A 24,460-nucleotide genomic window follows, 5' to 3' on the forward strand; every position below is an offset into this window, starting at 1 on the left:
TTCATAGTTCTGTTAATTATGTCGTTTTACTTTACTTAAGACTTTTTTATAGCCAGAAGCAATAATTATGCGCTCAGATGGAATGACGTATAAAATAGCCACATATAATACAACACATAAAAGCATACAGACGACGGTCCACCATACTGCATCATAGAGATGTAAAATACTATAGGCAATTAACCCAACTATAGATGCTGTAATGAGATATACACTGATATTAGATATTATGCGAAATGCACTCATATTGACAAATAAAGCCAGTAGCAACATAGAAGCTGCTAGCATTTCCATTCTTACTAACGATCGAGCATATACAAAGGTACTGAAATCATATTGAATACAAATATAAATAACTGGTATTAAAACTACTAGATGTAATATTTGAGTCCAAAATGATAGATTAGGCATCCCTTTTGCACGAAATATTTCGGAAATCAAATTAGCTGTTACAGTCATAATAGCCGAACTCAATGCCCAGGAACCTAATACAATGCCCGCTAACGTCCATTGTGGCCCTAGTAAAAGCTGAACAACAACGTCTTGAAATACAAATAAGCCTACACCTAGAGGTACCAAAAATAGAGCCATATAGCGTTGGAATGTAAAGAATGTATTCGAAAAGGCCTGTTGATTATTTTGCACACGACTTAAAGCCGCGAATAATACAGGAGCCAAAGATGCTGTAGCCATAGCCATTACAGTCGTAACAATAGCCATTGGCATCTTATATATACCCAAATAATAGGCATCTAAAAAACGGCTAATAATGAATGTATCCACCCAAGCAGTGAGCCATATAGAAAATGCTTCAGCTAAAGACCATGCACTATAGTTAAACATGTTCATAAAGACGCGACTACTAAAAAACAGATGAATTTGATTCTTCCGACTCTTTAATAATGCCAACGCCGTAAATAGCTGAGACCCTAGCATACCAGCAATTAAAGACCAATAATCGTACCCCATAAGCGCCATTGGTATAGATATCAATATAGGTGTAAGAATTGTTATGAGCCTAATATTTAAAAGAAACTTGAAATTAAAATCTCTTCGATACAATGCCATTTGGACACTACTAAAAGCAGATAAAGGAATCATAGCGCCCATCACGGCTAAAGGTATACCTAAGCCATCATTACCTACTAATACGGCCAATTCATCACGACCGATTATGATAGCGCCCCATAAAACTAGAGAAAACACTAGGTTGGCAATAAAGGCCACATCTGTGGCCTCTTGCTTATCTTGGGTACTTTCAAACTCATGCTGAACAAGAAATTTTTGAAAACCCGCATCAGCAAGCATTTCTGCAAAAGATATAACCATCATAATCGTCGCCAATATGCCGAATGCGGTCGGTGCTAACATATGGGCCAATATTATATTTGTCAGTGGTGTGATAAGCTTTGCCAAAACCTCTGTAATAACAGACCATTTAGCAGCAGCTACGATTTTAGTATCCATTATTTCTTATTGATATTCTTAACGCCTCTCAAGAATAGTTCATGATGAGCTTCACATTCCAAATAGTTTTGTATTGCTAAATAACTCGTTTTGCCCAAAATAAGTTCTACTAATTTTCGTCCAACTAAAGCATTAATAGCGCGTACAATAAATGATCTACCTAAAAATTCACGCAAATAACGTTTTACATGAGTATCAGCAAAATTCTTATAAGCTTGAATCACAAAGTGAGGATCTTTAATTTCTTCACTACGTTTTCTATAAGCCTTTAATGTTTCTGCAGCTTCAACTTCTGTGGCTAGTCGTGTACCATTATCGGTTCTACGAATAGGCAATTCAGACACCACAAAATCATCCTTAGTAACCTCTACCGTAACTAACATCGCATCTTTTACAAATTCTTGATGGTTTACAAAAAAATCGGAATTAAAGATAAAGTTGCCTTGTCCATAAATGATAGTGCCCCCCTGGTAATCTTCGCGAGACCCTACACAATGATTATGTTGACAGATAACGAGATTCGCTCCACTATCGACAAATTTATGGCAATATTTCTGTAGCATAGGAGATGGATAGCGATAGAATTCCTTGCCGCCGTGATATAGAACGATGACGTAGTCGCATTGTGCCTTTAAAACTTTCACTTCGTCAAAGCTTTCTAGCACATCAAAAGGATTAGCCCCCATTGTATGACAAGTAGCCATAGTAAACTCGTTCTCTGTACAAAGATAGAATCCAATACGTATATCATCTTTTTCAAAGATAAATGGCTTCTTAGCCTCTTTCAAATTAGCTCCAGCTCCAGCATGAGCAATCTTATGCTGCTTCAACAAATTTAATGTTGTCGTCAACCCTTCCACCCCTTGATCTAAGGAGTGGTTATTAGCCAGTGTTAAAAATAACGGCTCTAATGCCTTATATCCATTAATTGTTTTTGTAGGCGCAATTAAATTATTACCAAATTTTACGATGGGTGTCTCTATATCAGTAAGAGGAACCTCTAAATTGAAAACATTTAAATCCGATTGCTTCAAAATTTCATAAAGCTCTTTTCCTACAAAAGCTTCTCCATTACCGTTTTCAAATAATGTTTTATTAATATCCGTAGGAACTAAATCAGCCCCGATGTACATTCTCAAGATGTAACCACTCTCCTAATTCATAATCCTTTGACATAGGACGAAATCTTTCAAATCCAGCACCAGGGAAAAATGTTAATTCTCCAATAAATAGATGCCCTTTAATTTCATAAAAATCAACACGCAAAAATGGACACCCTTTGCTAAGCTCCATCGCAACCTGTTGCATTTCACCATATGTATCTGGCTTTGGAAACTCTGTAGGTAACGGTGGATAATGTCCAAAATGAATTCCCATAGGATTCCAATCGATATCATAGAAGTTCATACTCGTTCCTGTTTTAGAAAAACGATTAGAACATACTACTGTTAACTTTGGTTCACCATGAAAGCAATACATCTTATAATCTAATATGTCATTGCTACCTAACTCCGACAAATATTCCTCTCCGATAATACGTCGAGGAACATTCTTATAAGGCCACTCTCTAGCAATACGTGAATAATCCCGTTTTAAGAATGTTCTTAATTTAGCTTTTGCTGCTTCCCAATCAAGTGTTGATTTATCTTTACAAATAACGATGCCTCCACTATCATGTGTACATTTCAAAACGAATTGATTAGGCAATCTATCAAGGTCAATATCATCTACAGAGTTCCATACGGAAATCGTAGGTATTATATACTGATTACCTACACGTTGAGCAATAAAATGTTTAGCTTCATGCTTATCAACCATCACCGTTTGTATTGGGTCTCTAAAATTAACCTTAAGCCATTGTAACTTTTCGCTGAAAGTTTTTGGATTTTCTAGATCTAAAGGGTATCCCATATACTTAGGAAATACCTTCTTCAAAAAGTCTTCATCAGACAAAGAGTCATAATAACCCGATTTAATTAATACCCTCGTACGATAGTAAGGTTTTGTTAGAAAGGACATGCCAACATTACACAATTTTCTGAACTTCATGTTTTCGTCCTTTCCGAAGCAGTTGCACCTCTAAATAAAACAACATCATATAAAAATAAGTGCTTTTACTTTCATAAGAAACCATACCCATATCCATAACAATCTGTGAAAGGAATAGAATGAGTACCATTATATATTCATTACTATGTATATCACGATAGCGAATTAAATTATAAGCCACATAGAGATACATTGAATAATAGGCTAGTAAACCAATGACACCCGTGCCAGCTAATAATTCAATATAATTGTTATGCAAGTAGTAATTATCTTTGCCATATACGAAAAAAGTATATACAGATGGATTATTGATACCTACACCAGTTATGGGAGATTGATAAAATAAGTCCCATCCAATATCTACCAAAGCTAATCGAATAATAGTGGATGAGTCCCCCCCTGTGCCTGTAAAGGCTTCTACCATGTTAGACATTCGGTCTAATACTTCAGAGAACATCGGCAATTGCAAGACCGCAATACCTATAATGGTAAGACCTAATAAGGAACCAATAACTTTTACAATAGAATTGACCGCATTAGCACTACGAAAACTTTTAAAGATAAAGAGTAATACTGTACCAACACCGACAAAAACTAAGGCCTTACGACTACCTGTAGCCGCTAAAATACCAAGTGTTGGTAATGCAATAATATGCCACCAACGAGGACGATCATATAGCATATAATACAAGGTCATAACAATAGCATTGGCCCCCAATAGCCCTACTGTATTCGCATTTAATGCATCATTAGCAATACGCGCTGAGGATGATAAAACAGTAATAAAATAATCTAAACCGTAGAAATAAACAGTATAGAAACAAACTATATAGCCTGTCCACATACCAATCTTTAATAATGTATCCACCGATTTCTTATCTTGATAACACATGTATAAAATGATGAACATAAAGAATATCTTGACCATATCAAAACTTCGGCTCATAGCTACGGAAACATCTGTGGCATTAATCGCACTTAGATAACAAGCACCAATAAAAATCAACATATAAGCATGCATCCAATTAAACCGCAGTTTTATAACACCCTGTTCTCGTATAAGATAAAAAATGATGAGACCAAATAAGCATACAAATAATACATACGCACCATAGTTCGCTTCGCCAAGGGCAAAGGAAATGGTCAATGACAACACTAAAAAGATTAGAGTTATGAACCATATCATGCGATCAGCAAGAGCCGTAATATTTAACTTCAATGGTTCTCCTCCTTACAACTCATAAAACTTCTAACCAACGTTTTGCGATTTTCCATAATGGAAATTCATCGCGTACTTTGATGGCATTCTGTGAAAGTTTAGCCGCTAGTGCAGGATCCTTTAATACACTGCGCATGGCTTCATACATAGCCTGCGTATCACCTACAGGTACGAGAATGCCATTCTCTCCACTTTTAATTACCATGCGAGCACCGCCTACAGGACAATCTGTGACTACTACAGGTAAGCCCATACCCAATGCTTCTAGCATGGAATTTGAAATACCTTCAAAATCAGAGGATGATACAAACATAGAACAAGGGGCTACCTTTTCTAAAATATTACTAGCAAAGCCAGGCAATAAAATGCGATTTTCTAAATTAAGAGACTTAATTTGAGCTCGTAATTCATCCTCTAATACACCTTGACCATAAATGACGAGTTTATATTCTGGAAACTCATCTGCCAACATACTGAAGGCATTAATCATCATAGGCAAGTTCTTTTGCGGATGCAAACGACAAGCTGTAACGATTGTCTTTTCTCGTTCCCCTTCTATTGGTGGTGGCAATTTACCATTAATAGGATTTGGTATGATGACACCACAATTTTGCACAGATTTTGGGAAATAAGAACGAGCATCTTCCGTTTGAAATACTAATGCATCTGCAAATCTAAAGGCAAAGTTGCGCAGTGCTTGTTGATGCCAACCAATAGGAACTTTACGTGGATTATTGCGCTCAGAAAACACAATGCGATTTTTTATAAACCAAGAGCTAATCGCTAAGATAAAACTAGATGCAGACAAGAAAGATAAGCATGTCGCATTCGGTCTAGTCTTTAAGATTTTGATTAGTTCTTTTATTTCTTGCATAAAACGAATGACTTTATTAGAGCTTGTAGTATGAATTTCAATTTGTTCAATACTTTCCTCTAACGCATATTCATTACCATATCGATTAGGGCTTGTTTGGATAACCGTAATATGATGACCATCATGTACCCACTGACGAGCCAACTCTGTTAAGATTCGTTCAGCCCCATCGTTACCAAGGGAGATGGTGACAATTATTATTTCCTTTTTCATAAGCCTTCCTCTTGGATATATTCTGCCAGTCTTACATAGGCTTGTGCCATTGATACCTTAGGTTTCCAACCTAAAGACTTTAACTTCTTAGAACTTAAGAACATGTGTACTGTCGGTGCATAGCCGAACCCTTGTACATCTTCTGGAATATCAAAAACAACTTTACTCTTATTATTGCTCACATGAGTGGCCACTAATTGAGCAATGCTTGCAATAGAACGAGTCTCTTCATCATGACATACATTATAGGCTTCGCCAGCTTCGCCCGCCTTCATAAGGGCTAAAATACCAGTTAATACATCGGTAATGTAGCAATAGTTCGACATAGAATCGCCTTTTGTGTGAAGAACAATATTTTCATGTTTAAGAGCACTCTTGGTAAACTGCATGAATACACGGTTATCTGATACCGGAACACCAGGTCCAAAGGTTTGAGCTAGTCTAGCTATTACAGCAGGCACGCCATATTCCACAGTATAGGACTTGCAATAACATTCACATAGTCTCTTACTTTCAGAATATGAACTACGAATATTTAGATGATCAAGATACCCTAATCGGTCTTCAGTCATAACTTGACCAGACTCATAAGGTACACCATATTGTTCCATACTAGATAAATAAACTACTTTTTTTACCTTTTTTCGACGGCCTAACTCGAGCATGGCCTCCGTACCATAAATAGAGGTACGGATAGTTTCTACTGGATGTTCTACAAAAAACTTAGATTGTGTTGGTGCGGCTCCATGCAAAATATAATCACATGGCACATCAATAGATTCTAATGAGCCATCTACTAGGGTTAACGACTTATTGTCTAAATACTCACCGAGAATGGTTTTTGCCTTTTCATGGCTTCGCACATGACCAATCACTTTTAAATCCAGGTCATGAGTCTCATTGGCAAGTATAAGTAATTTTATAAACATCGATCCAATAAGCCCCGTTGCACCTGTTATAAGAATGCGTTGATGACGGAGGAAATGAAAGTAATTTTTTTCATGTACTAAAGCCGTTAACTCACGTTGAATAACGGAATTACTCATCTTTTAATCCTCCTAGCTCACGATTTTTAATAATCCCTGTGAACATATAATAATCAGATGGAGTTGTAATCTTTATATTTTCAGTTTCCCCTAATACAGGATATAGAGTATATCCATAGTGCATCATCATCGATGCGGAATCAATAAAGTCATGAATGCCCTCATCTTTTGCACGATTATGAACTGATATAATATCATCTAATCTAAAACTCTGAGGAGCTTTAGCCATGAGACATTCATTACGATTTAAAATATGCTTAATAGAACCATTTTGGGTAACCATAACCGTTTCTATAGCTGGAGTAACAGTAATGGCAGACCCCTTTGATTCAACAGATTCTATGTTTCTCTCTATAGTAGAATTATCTACAAGTGGACGAACCCCATCATGAATCAATACAGTCACCGCATCATCAGGAAATAAACGCTTAGCCTCTACGAGTCCATTATATTGGGATTCTAGAGCGCTTTCACCACCAGGCACAATGGATAATACCTTTTGTAGCCCCACCTTTTTGATGAGCTGTTTTGTATGATCAATCCATTCTGCTTTGCAGGCAAGAACAATCCCATCAATTGTCTCCGTTTGTTCAAACACATCTAAGGTTTGAATCAAAATTGGTCTACCGTTCCATTCTAAAAATTGTTTTGGCGTCTTGCTATTTTTCATACGAGCACCTACGCCACCCGCAAAGATTACTGCTATTCGTTTCATAGGCCCTCCTTATGGTTGAGCTTCTTTTTTGGCATAATATATGCCTTTATACTCCTTGTAAGGTGTATTTAGATCAGCAAATACTGCATCATGTTTTGCCACACGTTGTTCTATAGGTGGTAATTGCATATAGTCGCCCCAAATAAGACGCAAATATCTCTCATACCCTTTCATAACAGGTATTTGATGACCTTCAAAGTCTTTATATACAACAGAAGCAAAGTCCTCTCTAGGATGACGTAGCTTCATACCTTTTAAGCTGCCGATTAACTCCGTACATTCATCACTGGTATCAAAGTCGTATTGAGTCATTCTCTTTTCTGCAAATCGCCAAATATGATAGCGTATAGACTGGCTGGAAAAGATTTTATAAATATACCCAGCTAAAGCACGATATGTAGGCCCTTTGTTATCTGGTAAACGCTGTGCATTAAAGAGTGCAAACGTCATGGCCCACACCAACTGCAATGCACGACTAATTTTGCCGGGTGCACAGCCATCAATAGGCATAATTTCAAGTGCTAAACCATGACAAACATCTTCATGCATACTATGACGATTGATAAAGGTCGTATTATTATCTCTTATAGATGCACCTGCATCATGATAGATGTGATTGCGATCAGTACGACAATACGTAAATCGCTCAGTGTCAGCATATTCCGGCCATAATTCAGCTAGCTTTTCATAATCTGGACGAGGCATAAATAAATCTAAATCATCATCCCAAGGGATAAAGCCATTATGCCGTATAGCCCCAATGAGACCACCGCCGCAAAGATAAAAGCGCAAATTATGTTTATCACAGAACTCTTTAAAGTACAGCAACATATTTAGCTCTTTTTCTTGTATTTCCTTTGTCATAGATGTACTCATAGGGACCTCTTTCAACGTAATACAGCTAATACTGTATCAATCATCGTTTTTATATCTTGTAAAAAAGAAAACTCCTTAATACTCTTTAAATTCCAAGCCATCTTGCCCGGTAAAACCTCATTTATATAGACTTCATCAACATTTTGAGCATTTTGTAAAAGTTGATCTTCATCCTTATAAGTAATACTGGCAATACTGGTAACTCCAGCTGGCAATAATAAGGTAGCTTTCATTTCATCTGTATAAGCAGACACGTAACGTGGAACCTCAGGTCTTGTACCAACAAAACTCATATCACCTAAAAGGATATTGATAAGCTGAGGCAATTCATCGAGGCGACAGCTGCGAAGCATATTTCCGACTCTAGTGACACGCATATCATTTTGCGACGTCACTTGTGCTCCTAAAGATTCTGCATTCTTTACCATAGTACGGAACTTGTAGATGCCAAAGGTACGACCGTACTGTGTCACTCGAGTTTGACGGAAAAAAACCTCTCCCGCACTATCTCGTTTAATCATGATGGCTAGTATCAAAAATACAGGACTTAATGTAATAAGCAGTCCCGCTGCCATTACGCGGTCAAAAATGCTTTTACAAAGAAGGCTTGTACGTCTTTGATTTAATATTTCAAAATAGGGACGAACCGCTTCACACTGTAGCTCTTGTGGTAGATCATGAAAGTTTTTTACTAGCATTCGGTAATAATCCTTTTAAACTGCTCAATGATATATTGCACTTCTTCATCTGTAAGGAGCGTATGAAGTGGCAATGTAATTTCATTCTTAAATTGGTCATAAGCATTTGGATAGTCATCGATTGTAAAGCCTAAGTTTTTGTAAGCCGTATGCATTGGAATTGGCTTATAGTGAACATTCGTTGCAATGCCAGCCTCAGCCATAGCTTCTATAACCTTATTGCGATATTCCGCATCACGGCCATCTAAACGGACTAAATACAAGTGACCACTACTCTCATGCTCATCTGTATAATGGTTCAACAATGTAACAGGTAAATCCTTAAATGCTGTATCATAAGCTTCGATAATTTCTTTACGACGTGCCAAAAGTTTTGGGTATCTTTCAAATTGAGCTAGCCCAATAGCCGCCATGATATCCGTCATATTACATTTATAATAGGTACCTTTAATATCATATTCCCAAGCACCTGCTTTTGTTTTTGCAAGAGCATCCTTATCTTGACCATGCAAAGATAGCAATTGGAATTGCTTGTAAATAGTTTCATCATCAATACCATCTATATGACGCCATGTAGCACAGCCGCCTTCAGCAGTAGTAAAATTTTTTACTGCATGGAAGGAAAAGCTACTAAAGTCTGCAACATTACCTGTTCGTACCCCTTTATATGAAGCCCCAAAGGAATGAGCACAATCAGCCACAATAGGAATATGACCTAATGCTTTTTGAATATCATTAGATGGTGTAAAGAGAGATTTTTTTTCATCCACAATGGAGCGTAGTCGATCATAATCGCAAGGTACACCTGCAACATCAACAGGGATGATTGCTTTTGTTTTTGGTGTAATAGCGCGAGCGACTGCATCGTAATCCATTTCATAAGCATCTTTCTGTGTATCAACGAGTACTAAGGTAGCACCTACATGAACTACAGGACTCGCACTAGCTGTATAAGAATAAGCACTAGTTATGACTTCGTCTCCAGGTCCAATCCCCAATACGCGAAGAGACATTTCAAGCGCTGCCGTAGCAGAGTTTAAACAAACGGATTTAGGTGTACCTAACTGATGAGCTATCTTTTTTTCTAATTCTTTAGTACGAGGACCCGTCGTAATCCACCCACTTTTTAAGGCTTCAACGACTTCATTGATTTCTAACTCTGTAATATCTGGAGGAGAAAAATTAATTCTCATATAAATCACCTCAATACTTTCTGTACCATATTGATACATTTGATTTATCACATAGAAGACTGATTAAAACAGTTATATTAAGCATCAATTACGATAGATCCTAAAAGAGAAATACCTACTTGTGAAAGCCGTTTCTTAGCTTCAATCAAATCTTTTGGACTAGCTACTTCATTTTTAACAACTAACACTACACCATCTGATTTTTCTGCCAATACAACCGCATCTGTAACAGACAATACGGGTGGTGTATCTATGATAACCACATCATATTCATCACGTACATACTCAAAAATCGTAGGTAATTTGCTAGAATCTACAATATCAGATGGATATTCAACAACTTCACCCGCCGTAAGAACATCCAAATGAGGCACTACATTACGATGAATCGTCAAATCTTCATCCATCACCACCGCATTTGTAAGGCCCTTATTTTGTACATTAAAGGCTATATGTTGTGTTGGATTACGTAAATTACCATCTACTAGAAGAACTTTATTATTATTTTTAGATAAAGCTAATGCAGTATTAGCAGCCACCTCAGAAGTGCCTTCACCACTAGTGGCTGCAGTAATACAAATTAGCTTACACTTATGTTGGTTACATACATATTGAAGATTGCTACGCAATGTACGGTATGCTTCCACAAGTGGTGTATCACCACGTTCATTAGAAATTAGTCTAATCATATTAACCTCTCACTTTGCGCAACAATGCTACGAAACGATTAGTAGGCTCTTCGTATTCTACTTCTTTATGATTTGGAATCACGCCCAAGTTTTGAATGCCAAGGATGTCATTAATCTCTTGTACAGATTGGACTTTGCGATTACCGAAGAATTGGACCAATGTATAGAGACAACCAAAGAGGACCCCTAAAATGGCAGCGCCTAATAAAATAAGTACTTTACGCGGCGCAATTGCTTTTTCTGGTAATGTTGGAGCATCCACAATTTGAACTTCATTTGGTACCATAACCTCTGCTACCTTCGCTTCTTCTAAGCGAGTGGATAGCATTTGATAGATATCTTGTGCCACATCTACATCACGTTTTGCTTGGATATAACCGCGTTCTTTTTCAGGTAATCCCTTTATAGCTTCTTCGTTTGCTTTATCTAACTCAGCTAATGTAGATTGTTTACCTTGAGCTACAGCTAACGCAGCTTCATTTTTGAACTTATCCGCTAGCAATCCTTGTTGTGCAGAGTTGCTTGAAGGTGCTTGTTGAGAGGCAATGGCGTTGATTTCAGCATTTAGACCACTTTTAGCTTCTTCAATTTGTTGATTAATTTCTTTCATCGCAGGATGTTCATCAGTATATTTACCAATATAAGAAGCTTTACGAGATTCTAAATCTGCTAACTGACCCTTGTAGGCTTGAACCGTAGCACTATCAGCGGTGCTTTTACCTGCAGAACCTAATTGCTCATTGATACTGCCAAGTGCAGCTTGTGCCGTTTCTAAATCGAGTTGATTTTGAGCCTTCTCACGATCAATTAGAGTAACCTTATCAGTTAAGCCTTTCATCTGATCAGCTGTAGAGTACACCTTATTATCTACTTGGAATTGTTGCAATTTATTTTCTGCTTGCTCTAATTCAGATTTTGCAGTAACAACGCGTTTTTGTAAGAATTCACGAGTAGTTCGTTGTTCAACATGAGAAATTTCGGCAAGACGTTTCAAGAAGGTATCAATAAGTAATTGATTAGCTTCTTGTGCTTGCTCAGGGCTCTTACCAGTTACGCTTACTTGTAATAACTCGGTTTCTTTATACGGTTTAGTTTCAATGCGAGTTTTAACAAAATCTTCATATGTTGGCGCATTACCAGTACCTTCAGGATCTTCTATAGCAGTAATTACTGGCTCTACTACATTACGACTTTTTAAAATTTCTGCATCTGTGTTCATCAATTGACGAGACATAGAATCAGAATAGGCATTAGCACTAGATAATACAGAATTGCTCAAACCTTGAGCTTGTTTAATGCGCAACATCGATGTAGATTGATATGTAGATGGTGCAAGAAAGGCATACGCACCACCTAAAACCATACATGCTACCGTAATATTAATAATTTTACTGCGCTTTTTAATGAGGACTCTGCCTACCTCTTTTAAATCAATAATTTGTTCCACCCATATACCCCTTTCTGTAAAAGTATACAAACAACAGGGTCTCTCCCACTTAGAATATTAACTGTACCTAACCCTCTCAATAAAGGCACAATGTATCAAAATTAAAATAGTCTTATACATATATCGGGTAATAAATGTATCATCCACGACCTATACATTATGATTTGGATCGTATGTAGGAATGATATCCTGCAATACATTAATCACATCTATATCGGTTTTACATGTATCAAAGCGCTCTATTTCACGACTCAGCCATTCTTGATCAACATCTTCTAGAGCTGCCTCAAAAATTTTCTTATGCGTAGTAGTATTCGTACCTTCTCCGGCAGTTAATAGTTCTTCATATAACTTTTCACCTGGACGTAAGCCAGTAAATTCAATACGAATATCTTTATTAGGCTCAAAGCCAGAAAGGCGAATCATATTCTTAGCCAAATCGACAATTTTAACCGGTTCACCCATGTCCAAAAGGAACACTTCTCCTCCATTCCCCATGGCACCAGCTTGAAGTACTAATTGACTGGCTTCAGGAATAGTCATGAAATAACGTGTCATTTCTGGATCTGTAACGGTTACAGGACCGCCTGCTTCAATTTGTTTACGGAATAAAGGAATAACTGAACCACGGCTACCAAGTACATTACCAAAACGAACTGTTATAAACTTAGTATCATATGTGTGATTCATACCAAGTACAACTTTTTCAGCAACCCGTTTTGTAGCGCCCATAACGCTAGTTGGATTCACCGCTTTATCCGTGGAAATCATAACAAATCGATCTACCCCATGAGCTCCGGCTACATCCGCAACATTACGAGTACCATAAATATTATTTAATACCGCAGCAATTGGCTGGATTTCCATAAGAGGCACATGTTTGTGAGCTGCCGCATGAAATACTACATCAGGATTATAGTTTTTGAAAATTTGTTCTAATTGATTCTTATCGCGAATATCTGCAATGATTGGAACCAAGGTATCTTGGGGCGCAATATTACGCAATTCTTGGTGAATAAGATAAATACTATTTTCACCATGACCTAGAAGCAATAGCTTTTTAGGCTTTACACGTAAAACTTGACGACAAATTTCAGAACCAATAGAGCCCCCTGCACCAGTAACTAAAACAACTTTATCCTTAAGATATGTTTCAACCTTGGACGTGTCGAGCTGAATCTCATCACGCTCCAACAAGTCCTCGATTGAAACAGGATGTAAATGAGATACAAGAACTTCATCATCAAGTAATTGATACATCCCCGGTAAAATATTGATTTTACATTTTAAAGGAGAACAGATTTCCATGATTTCTTGAATAATATCTCGCTTCACGGAAGGCATGGCAATAATAATTTCTTCTACCTTTATACTTAGCAACTAATGCTGGAATATCTTCACGATTACCGAGAATTCTAAAACCATTCATAAGACGATTATGTTTAAACATGTCATCATCAACATAACCAATCACTCGACGAGAACGCTTATGATATCGTTCAATTTCACGAGCTATAGTTGCACCTGCATCACCGGCTCCTATGATCAATGTATTCACTTGGCCACTTTCACCATCGTCCCCACTGCTATAGTGAAGTGCCACATAATGAAGCAACATACGTCCCATACCAACAGCACCTGTAGTGAGGAACCATGTAATAAAATAGACAGAACGTGGTAATGACTTACCAAATACAAACATAGAGGAATAGAATAAAGCCGTACCAATTGTAGTCGCTACAAATACTGCTAATACCTCTCGCATCCCTGCATAGCGCCAAATACGTGTATATAAATGCATTATCAAGAACATCAACATATACGAAATAAGTAATAACGGAAGTGCATCCACCATTTGATTAATATATTGAGGTTCTATGTGTCCATCAAATCGAATAAAAAGACTGATAAAAGCAACGATTACAATCGTCACAATATCGGTAATAAACAATATGGATGGTAATAAATATGAACGCAAAAAAACGCCCCCTTATATGATAGATATCGCCTTATCTTTAATCCTTACCTATTCGTGATACCATATAAGCCCCTGTTAAGATTGGAGCAATATCACGAGCAAAGTTGATACGACTATTCTTAGTTAAGTAAAGAATATCACCTTCACGCATGATGTAGTTTTCAGACATATCTCCAGTTTGTAAAATACGATTTAAATTGATAGGAATCGGTTTCTCTGGATTATCTTGATGAATCAAGTAAATTTTCTTCTTTGCTGTATCCCAGTTAAAACTACCTGCAGCCCCAATCGCATCAATAACTGTACTAGATTTAGTCAACGTATAGGCGCCAGGCTTATTAATTTCACCAAATACATATACGCGAACACCGCCCAATTTCGATACATTTACTGTGATATCAGGATTAATGATATAACGAGACAAACCTTGCTGTAATTCAGCTGTAAATTCATCTATAGTTAAGCCATCTGCTTTTACAGCACCAACCATAGGAAACGATACATATCCATCTGGTCTGACCGTATACACAATGTCATTACCATTACGTGTACCAAGCTCTGCCTGCTGAACCACTTGAATATTCAGTTCATCGCCTTGACGCAGACGATATTCTTTATCAGAGCTAATTACAGATGCACTATTTTCCAATGGTGCATAACCTTCCATTTGTACATTCTTAGCATTATAAGGCTGATTAGTATTTATATTAACTGGTGCAGCCATAGCCATTGTTGTAGTACATAAGAATGTAGCCATCATCATATACTGTTTCTTCTTCATACTTACCTCTTTTTTATTCAACTTATTTAATTCATCACTTAATTATTGATGTATCTTATATCTAAAAAATCAGTCATGCTATTTTATCATTTTTTTAAATATACTTCTACAAATCTAGTATCTTCCAGGCGAACTTCATATAATCTTCAACAACAATTCCCTAAAAATACAATATTTTCAATATATGTTCATTAATTATTATTTACTTTTTTCATTCTTAATTCACTAGATTTATTATTGATTATCTTAAAAATAATAAAAAATTTATAAACTCACTTCATTATCAGCTCATATAGTGCTTCTATTTCAATCAGAATTAGTGATAAAAAAAATAAGGTGTATATACTAGAAATCTAGTATATACACCTTATTCAAAGTTTTTGACACTAATGATCGCTTTATATAATTACTTATTCAACACGACCGCCTAAATAAGCTTCCATAACACGAGGATTATGGCGAACTTCATCAGCAGATCCAGATAATACCATTTTACCAGTCTCCAAAACATACGCATAATCAGCAATCTTCAATGCTTGACGTACATTTTGTTCTACTAAAAGAACTGTTGTTCCATCTGCACTAATTTCTTTAATGGTTTCAAAAATCTCATTTACTACTAAAGGCGCAAGCCCCATAGATGGTTCGTCTAGTAATAACAACTTTGGACGAGCCATAAGTGCACGACCAATAGCTAGCATTTGCTGTTGACCACCAGATAAAGTACCACCCAATTGATAGCTTCGTTCATCAAGAATAGGGAATCGTTTAAATACCTTTTTGATATCTGCTTCGATTTCTTTATCTTTACGTGTATAAGCACCCATTTCAAGGTTCTCATAAACACTCATATCTTGTAGTATTTGACGTCCTTCAGGAACTAAAGAGATACCATTCTGTACAACTTGATGAGTTTGACGACCTGTAATATCTTGACCTTCAAAAATCACTCGACCAGATGTGGGTTTTACAAGTCCCATAATAGTCTTCATCGTAGTAGTCTTACCAGCACCATTAGCACCAATAAGAGATACAATCGAACCTTGTGGAACCTCTAGGCTTATATCTTTTAGGGCTGTAATATGTCCATAACCAGCCACAATATTTTCTAGTTTTAACATATTACACCTCTTCTTTACCTAAGTATGCTTCAATTACAGCTTCATTATTTTGAATTTCTTGAGGTGTACCTTCAGCAATTTTCTTGCCAAAGTTAAGTACTACCAAACGATCACAGATATTCATCATCAATTCCATGGCATGTTCAATAACCACAACGGTAATACCTAGATCACGAATCTTGCCAATCAATTGACGCAAAACTTCAGTTTCACTATCATTCATACCGGCTGCCGGTTCATCAAGCAAGATTAACTGAGGATGTGTCGCTAAGGCACGGGCAATTTCAAGACGTCGTTGCTTACCATACGGTAATGATGTGGCAACCTCTTCCGCATCTTCTTCAAGCCCTACAAGCTTTAAAAACTCATAGGCAATACCACGGCAACGTTCTTCTTCAATACGTTGACGTTTTGTTTTCAAGAAGCTAGATAGGAATCCAGAGCCGGTACGACAATGCATACCGGTTAATACAGTTTCAAGAGCTGTCATATTGCCAAAGAGACGAATATTTTGGAATGTACGAGCAATACCCATTTCAACAGTTCTATGAGGCTTAATGCCTACAACGGACATACCATCAAATACGATTTCGCCCGAACTTACAGGAAATACACCAGTAATCAAGTTAAATAGTGTCGTCTTACCAGCACCATTGGGACCAATAACACCAAATACTTCACCTTGTTTAACACCAAAAGATACTCCTGTGAGGGCTGCAACGCCACCAAAGCTTTTACTTACGTCATTTAATTCTAATAGCATTCAGTTCCCTCCTATCCTTTTTTTTCTTCTTGTTGTTTGCGTTTATATGCTTCAAAACGTTCTGTCAACACTTGTGATTCAGGAATATATGGAGCCTTTTTAAAGCCTAATTTGCGACTAATTTTGTCTACCATCGATTCTGTCAGAATACCATCTGGACGAACTGCCATCAAAATGACTAGTAATGCACCATAGATGATGTCCCGATAATCGGATAAGAAACGCAATACTTCTGGCAATAATGTAAGAATAAAGGAACCTAATACGGAACCCCATACTACATTAGAACCACCAAATACAGGGAATAATAAGATTTGTACTACCTTATGGTAACTAAAGTCTGTAGGATTGATAAAGTTTGTAATATGCGCATACAAACCACCGCCAATACCAGCGATGAAAGCACCAATGATAAAGGCCATCATCTTATAGTATACAACGTTAATCCCCATCAATTCTGCTGCATGATCATCAGCCTTAATCGCTGCAAAGGCACGGCCCACACGACTATTATTGATTCGTACACAAAAGGCAATAATCAATACTAAAATAGCTAACAAAATAATGATAGCCATTAGATTGCCCCATGCAACAGCATCAATGCCCATTAAACCATCGATATCAAGTTCATAGGCTAAGTTTGTTAATTCTTGAGGAATGGATGGAATACCAGAAAGGCCTAATGCACCATTAGTAATATCCAAATTCAAGAAAATAACACGCACAACTTCACCAAAACCAAGAGTAGCAATGGCAAGATATAATCCGCGAAGACGTGTTGTTGGTAAACCGATAATAACGGCTACAAGGCTAGCAACTAAACCACCAATGATAATGCCTAAAACGATAGGCAAATCAGCTTTCAAAGAAAGGATAGCGCCTACATATGCACCAACGCTCATAAAGCCAGCAGCCCCTAAAGAAAGCTGACCACTTGCAAGTGTGAAATAAATTGAAATACCCATGATGGCATTGATGATGAAAAACATCACGATCTGTAGATAATACGGGTTCAATAAATCCATTATGGTCTACCCCCTTTATCTTTAGATCCAAACAAGCCTTGTGGGCGCCAGAATAATAATAGGATGATGAGACCAAAGGCCACAGCATCACGGAATGTAGATGCGCCATATGCAACAGAGAAGATTTCTGCTACGCCTAAAATGAAGCCGCCAACCATGGCACCTGTAATATTACCAAGGCCACCTAAGATAAGTACTGCAAGGCCTTTAAAGCCTATAATAACCCCCATCGTAGGCTCAATAGCATTAAAGGACAAGCCTACCAACACGCCTGCAGCAGCACCTAAAGCAGATGCAATCATAACTGTAACAGATATAATCATTGTTGGATTAATACCCAAGAGAGCTGCTGTTTCCGTACTCATAGATACAGCGCGAATAGCCTTACCAATCTTAGTTTTCTTAATAACTATATTAAGAATCAGCATTAAAACAATAGAAACGCCTAAGCCAATAATTTGTACCATGGAAATTTTGAAAGCTCCAAAGTCGATTAGGCCACCAATATAGTCTGGTGGGAACGATCTGGTTTGAGGGCCCCAAAGCAATAATGCCAAACTTTCAAGGAAAATAGAAACACCAATGGTACTAATAAGTGGTGCCAAGTGAGACACCTTTTTCTTACGAAGTGGACGAAGCGCCACAAATTCTAAAAGATAACCAAGGATAGCACCGACAGCCATAGCTACGATAAGGGCTACAAAAATGTTAACGTCAAAAACAGTTACCATAAAAAGACCAACGAAGGCACCTATCATAAAGATGCCTCCGTGAGCCATGTTGATAATATTCAAAACACCGAACACTAGTGTTAAGCCAATAGCGAGTACAGCATATAAGCTACCGAGGGTTAACCCGTTAACTAATTGTTGTAAAAACACTATACTACCTCAACTTATTTTGTTAATGCGTCAAATTGACCGTTTTTAATTTGTAATACTTGAACTTCCATGGAAGGATCGCGCTTTTCGTTGAACTTGAATTGACCAGTTACACCAACGAAGTCAGCAATATTTTTCAATGCTTCTCGGAATTTTTCACGATCTGTAGTGGAACCTGCTTTTTTCAAAGCTGCTTCATAGAGGTATACCGCATCATAAGCTTGAGCTGCGAATTGGTCTGGTTCTTTACCGTATTTATCTTTGTAAGCTTTACGGAAATCTTTTACCTTTTGATCGTCTTTGTTAGGGAACCAAGGTGTACCTACAATAACGCCATCAGCTGCAGCACCTGCAATTTTAATGAATTCAGGGCTGTTAAAGCCATTGGAACCAACTACAGGTTGATTCATACCCATTTCACGCATTTTTTTCATGATCAATGCGCCTTCTTGGTAAAGAGAAGCAACTACGATAACATCAGGTTTTGCTTGTTGAATCTTAGTTAATTGTGCAGAGAAATCAGTATCTTTATCTGCAAATGTTTCAGTATCAACGATTTGTACGCCTTCAGATTCCAATGCTTTACGAGCTGTATTATTTACAGATACCATTTGGTCATTGTTGTTGGAGTACATAATAGCTGCAGTTTTGAAGCCTAAAGTTTTATGTGCTTCTTTAATTGCAGTATCTACTGCCAAGGATTCAGGTACAGCATTACGGAAAATGTAATCGCCGATATCCGTAATACCTTCAGCCGTTGTAGATGTACCAAGAGCAACTACTTTACTCTTGTTTGCTACAGGACCAGCAGCCATCATTTCACCAGATAGCATAGGTCCAATAACTGCTACTACTTTATCTTTTGCAATTACTTTATTCATCGCATTGATAGCTTCATTTTTATCACCTTTAGTATCTTCTACTAATAAGTTAATTTTTACAGCATTTGCATCAGCGTTAATTTCGCTTACTGCCAATTCTGCACCAGCTTTAATGGACTCACCATATGCTGCTGCACCACCAGTTGTTGTTGTTAACAATGCAATTTTAGCTTCATTGCTATTTGCATTACCTGCATCTTTATTACTGCCACAACCAGCAGCAACTGCCATTACACCAGCAAGGCCAAAAATGGCTGCTTTTTTTAACATGGATTTATTCATGCTACACCCTTCCTTTAAAACATAAAACTTTGATTCTATACCTATATTATGAGAAATTTCAATCTTTTGTCAATTAAAAGAAAATGATTTTAATTCCTTAATAATATATACATTAAAAAGCTATTCACATAGCCGTTCCCACTTCTCATATAATGAATCCAACTCAGTTTGAGTCTCTTCAATTTGTATGGAAATTTTAGACATTTCATCTAAATCTTGCTGAACTACAGGATTCGCTAATTGCACCTCATACATTTTCATCGTCGCCTCGAGGCGAGCAATTTCAGCTTCTACCTCAGCTAATTGTTTTTCTACCATATAAGCATTTGGCTTCTTCTGATTTTCCTCTATAGTTTCTGATGCTGAAAGCATTGACTCATTAGTAGGAGTAGCTTTACTATCACGCTTACTGCTCTCAAAGTTTTTATCATTTGCTAATGCTAATAAGTCTTCTTGCTCTTTCAGCTTTTCCTTATAGTATGAATAATTACCGAGGTACTCTGTAATTTTACCTTCATCTAGAATTACTGTTTTTGTAGAAACTTGATCTAAGAAGTATCTATCATGAGAAATAATAAAGCAAGTCCCTTCAAATTGTTGTAATGCGCTCTCTACAATTTCTCGTGTAGGAATATCTAAATGGTTTGTCGGTTCGTCTAAAATTAGGAAATTATCTCCTTGAAGAAATAACTTAAGTAAAGCTAACCGAGCTCGCTCACCACCCGACAATTCACCTACTAACTTAAATACGTCATCCCCTTTAAATAAGAACGACCCAAGCACATTACGCGCCTTATCCTCACTGTAGTTAAAGTGATTCATAATCTCTTCTACTACCTGCCAAGAGTCGTGCAACTCTTCGTGTTCTTGCGAGAAGTAACCGACTTGTACGCGATTACCAATATCTACATGACCATTTTCAGGGAATAATTCTCCTACAATAGTTTTCACTAGTGTAGACTTACCAGCTCCATTAGGCCCGATAAGTGCTACGGATTCACCACGTCGAACAACAAGAGAGATATCATTAATAATGCGACTTTCACCATATCCGACAGATAAATGATCCAAGACTAAAACTTTGTCAGCACTCATCGCTGCGGGAGGAAAAGAAAATTGTAAATGATGTGAAGTAACAGGTGCCTCTAGACGTTCTAATCGATTGAGTTGAGACTGACGGCCACGAGCCATTTTAGACTTGATACCAGCACGGTATTTATCTATATAAGTCTCTGTTTTCTTAATGTACTCCTGTTGCTTTTCATAAGCCACCATATCTGCCTTTAAGCGTTCATCCCGTTGTTGAATATACCGACTATAGTTACCGCGATAGGTTGTGGCTTTGTGATTATCTAACTCTACAACACCTGTGACAATACGGTCTAAAAAATACCGGTCATGACTTACAATGAGAATTCCACCCTGATAGGCAGATAAATAACCCTCTAACCACTCAAGCATATCCATATCTAAATGGTTTGTCGGTTCGTCTAAGAATAAAAAATCAGGACTACGTACTAATGCTTTAGCTAAGTTAATACGTGTTTTTTGACCACCTGAAAATGCATTAGCCGGCTTATCTAAGTCATCGTCAGTAAAACCAAGACCATAGACTATGCGCTTTGTCTTTTGCTCGTAGTCATACCCACCTAACCATTCTAGACGATTCTGTAAATAATCTAAGCGTTGTAAATCCGATTCGCTAGCCTCTTCAGTTTCCAAACGACTAGTGAGCTTTTTTAATTGTTTTTCCAATGCATGAACATCGGCCCAAGCCTTTTCTATTTCCGTAGCAAGGCTATCATCTCCCAGATTTACATCTTGTTGTAAATAGCCAATACTAGCAACAGGCGACTTGACTACATTACCTTCATCCAGCTCTTCATAGCCTAATATGCACTTTAACAAAGTAGATTTCCCAGCCCCATTAGGGCCTACCAAAGCGAGTCGATCCCCTTCTTTTAACTCAAAGGACACATTGGAAAATACTTGGCGCACTCCAAACGATTTTCCAAGGCCTATCATTCGAATGCGTTCCATTCACAACCTCCTAATCATTTACTCTTCATTATACCACAGTTGCCCTCACTAACATTAGCATTTCTATAGAGTCTTTTGTTTTTCGACTATGACGGAATAATTTTCCTAACAAAGGGATATCTCCTAAAATAGGTATCTTTTGTATTTGATGTTGATCTCGATTGTCCATGAGTCCACCAATAACCAGCACTTCTCCTGGTTGTAATCGTACTCTTGTATGTGCTTGACGTGTGCTTATTTTATAGGCTTTCATTTCAGATACCATAATAGGTGTACTCACCTCTGCATGTATTTTAGCATCTACACCATCATCAGCAGTAATAATAGGAGTATAATTCAACTTAATGCCCACCTCTTCATAACGAGTAGAACGCTTTCGTTCTCCATTCACTTCCGATTCTTCTATAACTGGTATTCTTTCACCTATCAAGATATGTGCAGTCTCACCATTGAGAGCCATAATAGATGGCTTTGCAATTAGAACGGCTTTACCTGAGCTTTCCATAAGACTTAGCTCTGGTTTTACAAAGAACTTATAGGCCTCTCCAGTCGGAGTTTTGCCAAAGGTAACGGCACCATAGGAATGTGTTTTATCTTCTCCATGGCCGGTCAAGCTAAGCCAAGACCATCTAAATCCTTGTTCCTTAGCATAGGATTGTTCCATAGCAATGATGGTAGCTTCTAATTGCACTTGTTTTGGTTCCTTGTCGATAGCACGTACTAAGGTTTCTACACGTCGCTTTTCTCCACTCGTCAAATGCATAATTACTTCGTTTTGTTCTGAAAGCACTGCCATTTTATCGTTTTTTACCACTGTGCCTACCACATTTTTCAAAGACTCAGCCGGCAAATGTTCAGGTGATATAACATATAGCTCTCTTTTTTCAAGTGTTTCATCATCAGAATCAATAAGAAGGGTATTATGCTCCTTCGATACGGAAAAATGATATAACTTACCTAATTCACTAATAATTGCTTCTGGTGATTCTCCCTTTACAGTGGCCGTAATACTCCCTTTTAACGACTCTACACCAATTACGGATATACCATAACTACGACAAATGCCTAAGACGGTCTCCTTTAAGGATGCATTGCGTACAGAAATCGTTATGAGTTCGTTCCCAACCTTTTTTTCATTTTTATCTACTTCACTACTATTTACGATAGTTTCAGAACTACTAGCAGTTATTCTATCATTTCTATTAGTACCTATCCTATCAGTACTATTAGCAAATACCATGAACGGAGTTACAAGCATGACGACCATCCATAAGCTTATTCGCAATATAACTATCACTATAATCTTATCTATATATTTTAGACCTAGAAAGTTTACTCGATTCTTAGCCACCGTGATGAACCTCCTTCAATAATTTCTACACCACTTGCAGTTATCTTAGATACTGATATTTCTTTCCACACACTTCCTATACTAACCATTTGTTCCTCTGTACCTTTTCGTAAAATGGCAATATTCTGTTGGCCCTCAATAATACCTATAAGCTCTATGGGATGTTGTTTGATAGGATTACTTATAGTAGGTTGTATACTAGATTCAACTCGTCTAGCACTAGTATCTTTAGATTTTAATTCAATATAATTACCACTATGCTTTTTATTATTTCTTATTTGTTGATATTTTCCATTTCTACGACTTTTATCTTCCGTTTTTCCAAAAGTACTCATTTCATCATCGGACTCATATAAATCATTATTTATATCAACGAAATTGCCATTACTATCTTTAGTTATCTTATTCTGACCAAGTAAATCATCTATAGGAATATCTTTAAAAACCTCTCGCCAAGGATTTGCTCGTTCAACACCGGTAATATCATATAATAATCGTCCATGAACATTGCTTTTTACCTCTCTATCCTTTACATTTTTTATATCACTTTCATCTTTAAAATAGTTCTTTCCTTTCCCTGTTCTATTACCATGTGTTGTTTCTTTTGATAATTTCTCTGAGCCTCGTTCATTTTGATTACCATCTCTACCATTAGATTGATCTAAACTAATATGAACATTTTCCTCCTCATGAGGATAAAAAATACCAATACCTAAAAGGGCCACCGTAATGATAAGGAAAATACCAAGTGCAAACTTATAGTGGCGCATAATAAAATGCTGCTTATCAATCCACATTTTCATACATTCTATATAGTCTCGTAAATTCATAATCCACCTCCTGCTGACATATTCTAGGAGGCTCTTTTAAA

The 24,460-nt window shown here is 37.2% G+C and carries 21 protein-coding genes and 1 pseudogene; all 22 read right to left on the reverse strand.

The window, feature by feature from the left end; translation table 11 throughout:
* Positions 1-12: 12 nt before the first annotated feature.
* The 22 genes and pseudogenes from DWV85_RS03520 to DWV85_RS03625 all read right to left on the reverse strand — a co-directional run bounded on the left by DWV85_RS03520 (position 13) and on the right by DWV85_RS03625 (position 24,419).
* Positions 13-1,467 carry a lipopolysaccharide biosynthesis protein gene (locus DWV85_RS03520; RefSeq protein WP_123138034.1) on the reverse strand — a complete coding sequence of 485 codons (1,455 nt, stop codon included), beginning with the start codon at positions 1,465-1,467 and terminating at the stop codon, positions 13-15.
* Positions 1,467-2,600, reverse strand: a complete 1,134-nt coding sequence (locus DWV85_RS03525; RefSeq protein ID WP_243632522.1) for a CapA family protein — start codon at positions 2,598-2,600, stop codon at positions 1,467-1,469. The genes DWV85_RS03520 and DWV85_RS03525 overlap by 1 nt, the downstream gene beginning before the upstream one ends.
* Positions 2,584-3,516 (reverse strand): ATP-grasp fold amidoligase family protein, encoded by a 933-nt coding sequence (locus DWV85_RS03530; RefSeq protein WP_038125308.1) that lies wholly within the window; start codon positions 3,514-3,516, stop codon positions 2,584-2,586. Before DWV85_RS03530 ends, DWV85_RS03525 begins: the two co-directional genes overlap by 17 nt.
* Complete coding sequence (locus tag DWV85_RS03535) at positions 3,494-4,735, reverse strand: O-antigen ligase family protein (RefSeq protein WP_123138036.1); 1,242 nt, start codon at positions 4,733-4,735, stop codon at positions 3,494-3,496. The genes DWV85_RS03530 and DWV85_RS03535 overlap by 23 nt, the downstream gene beginning before the upstream one ends.
* 19 nt (positions 4,736-4,754) lie before the next feature.
* A complete protein-coding gene (locus DWV85_RS03540; RefSeq protein ID WP_008713679.1) occupies positions 4,755-5,822 on the reverse strand; it encodes a glycosyltransferase in 1,068 nt (355 codons plus the stop codon).
* Positions 5,819-6,868: an NAD-dependent epimerase/dehydratase family protein gene (locus DWV85_RS03545; protein WP_123138037.1), complete on the reverse strand. Its 1,050-nt coding sequence runs from the start codon at positions 6,866-6,868 to the stop codon at positions 5,819-5,821. Before DWV85_RS03545 ends, DWV85_RS03540 begins: the two co-directional genes overlap by 4 nt.
* The gene (locus DWV85_RS03550; protein WP_004693390.1) at positions 6,861-7,583 is read right to left on the reverse strand and encodes an IspD/TarI family cytidylyltransferase; all 723 of its coding nucleotides are present in this window, start codon (positions 7,581-7,583) and stop codon (positions 6,861-6,863) included. The genes DWV85_RS03545 and DWV85_RS03550 overlap by 8 nt, the downstream gene beginning before the upstream one ends.
* Positions 7,584-7,592: 9 nt before the next feature.
* Positions 7,593-8,459 carry a LicD family protein gene (locus DWV85_RS03555; RefSeq protein ID WP_077708315.1) on the reverse strand — a complete coding sequence of 289 codons (867 nt, stop codon included), beginning with the start codon at positions 8,457-8,459 and terminating at the stop codon, positions 7,593-7,595.
* An 11-nt stretch (positions 8,460-8,470) separates the two neighbouring features.
* Positions 8,471-9,157 (reverse strand): sugar transferase, encoded by a 687-nt coding sequence (locus tag DWV85_RS03560; RefSeq protein ID WP_077708314.1) that lies wholly within the window; start codon positions 9,155-9,157, stop codon positions 8,471-8,473.
* Positions 9,151-10,350, reverse strand: a complete 1,200-nt coding sequence (locus DWV85_RS03565) for a DegT/DnrJ/EryC1/StrS family aminotransferase (RefSeq protein ID WP_123138065.1) — start codon at positions 10,348-10,350, stop codon at positions 9,151-9,153. Before DWV85_RS03565 ends, DWV85_RS03560 begins: the two co-directional genes overlap by 7 nt.
* Positions 10,351-10,427: 77 nt before the next feature.
* Entirely contained in the window at positions 10,428-11,039 is a 612-nt protein-coding gene (locus DWV85_RS03570; protein ID WP_123138038.1) for a CpsD/CapB family tyrosine-protein kinase, read from the reverse strand.
* 1 nt (position 11,040) lies between these two features.
* A complete protein-coding gene (locus tag DWV85_RS03575) occupies positions 11,041-12,486 on the reverse strand; it encodes a GNVR domain-containing protein (RefSeq protein WP_123138039.1) in 1,446 nt (481 codons plus the stop codon).
* A gap of 150 nt (positions 12,487-12,636) precedes the next feature.
* A pseudogene (locus DWV85_RS03580) lies at positions 12,637-14,464 on the reverse strand (nucleoside-diphosphate sugar epimerase/dehydratase).
* A 37-nt stretch (positions 14,465-14,501) separates the two neighbouring features.
* A complete protein-coding gene (locus tag DWV85_RS03585) occupies positions 14,502-15,245 on the reverse strand; it encodes a polysaccharide biosynthesis/export family protein (protein ID WP_123138040.1) in 744 nt (247 codons plus the stop codon).
* A gap of 410 nt (positions 15,246-15,655) precedes the next feature.
* Entirely contained in the window at positions 15,656-16,366 is a 711-nt protein-coding gene (locus DWV85_RS03590; RefSeq protein ID WP_004693374.1) for an ABC transporter ATP-binding protein, read from the reverse strand.
* 1 nt (position 16,367) lies between these two features.
* Positions 16,368-17,129 (reverse strand): ABC transporter ATP-binding protein, encoded by a 762-nt coding sequence (locus DWV85_RS03595; RefSeq protein ID WP_024061204.1) that lies wholly within the window; start codon positions 17,127-17,129, stop codon positions 16,368-16,370.
* Positions 17,130-17,140: 11 nt separating this feature from the next.
* On the reverse strand, positions 17,141-18,154 hold the full coding sequence (locus DWV85_RS03600) for a branched-chain amino acid ABC transporter permease (protein ID WP_123138041.1): 1,014 nt from the start codon (positions 18,152-18,154) through the stop codon (positions 17,141-17,143).
* The gene (locus DWV85_RS03605; RefSeq protein ID WP_024061206.1) at positions 18,154-19,035 is read right to left on the reverse strand and encodes a branched-chain amino acid ABC transporter permease; all 882 of its coding nucleotides are present in this window, start codon (positions 19,033-19,035) and stop codon (positions 18,154-18,156) included. Before DWV85_RS03605 ends, DWV85_RS03600 begins: the two co-directional genes overlap by 1 nt.
* Before the next feature lie 14 nt (positions 19,036-19,049).
* Positions 19,050-20,198, reverse strand: a complete 1,149-nt coding sequence (locus DWV85_RS03610) for an ABC transporter substrate-binding protein (RefSeq protein WP_123138042.1) — start codon at positions 20,196-20,198, stop codon at positions 19,050-19,052.
* Positions 20,199-20,318: 120 nt separating this feature from the next.
* The gene (locus DWV85_RS03615; protein WP_123138043.1) at positions 20,319-22,238 is read right to left on the reverse strand and encodes an ABC-F family ATP-binding cassette domain-containing protein; all 1,920 of its coding nucleotides are present in this window, start codon (positions 22,236-22,238) and stop codon (positions 20,319-20,321) included.
* 28 nt (positions 22,239-22,266) lie between these two features.
* Entirely contained in the window at positions 22,267-23,589 is a 1,323-nt protein-coding gene (locus DWV85_RS03620; protein WP_024061209.1) for a type II secretion system protein GspD, read from the reverse strand.
* On the reverse strand, positions 23,571-24,419 hold the full coding sequence (locus DWV85_RS03625; protein ID WP_024061210.1) for a hypothetical protein: 849 nt from the start codon (positions 24,417-24,419) through the stop codon (positions 23,571-23,573). The genes DWV85_RS03620 and DWV85_RS03625 overlap by 19 nt, the downstream gene beginning before the upstream one ends.
* Positions 24,420-24,460 lie beyond the last annotated feature (41 nt).

It is taken from the genome of Veillonella sp. AF13-2, from assembly GCF_003603295.1.
In the GTDB taxonomy this organism is placed as follows: domain Bacteria; phylum Bacillota; class Negativicutes; order Veillonellales; family Veillonellaceae; genus Veillonella; species Veillonella parvula_E.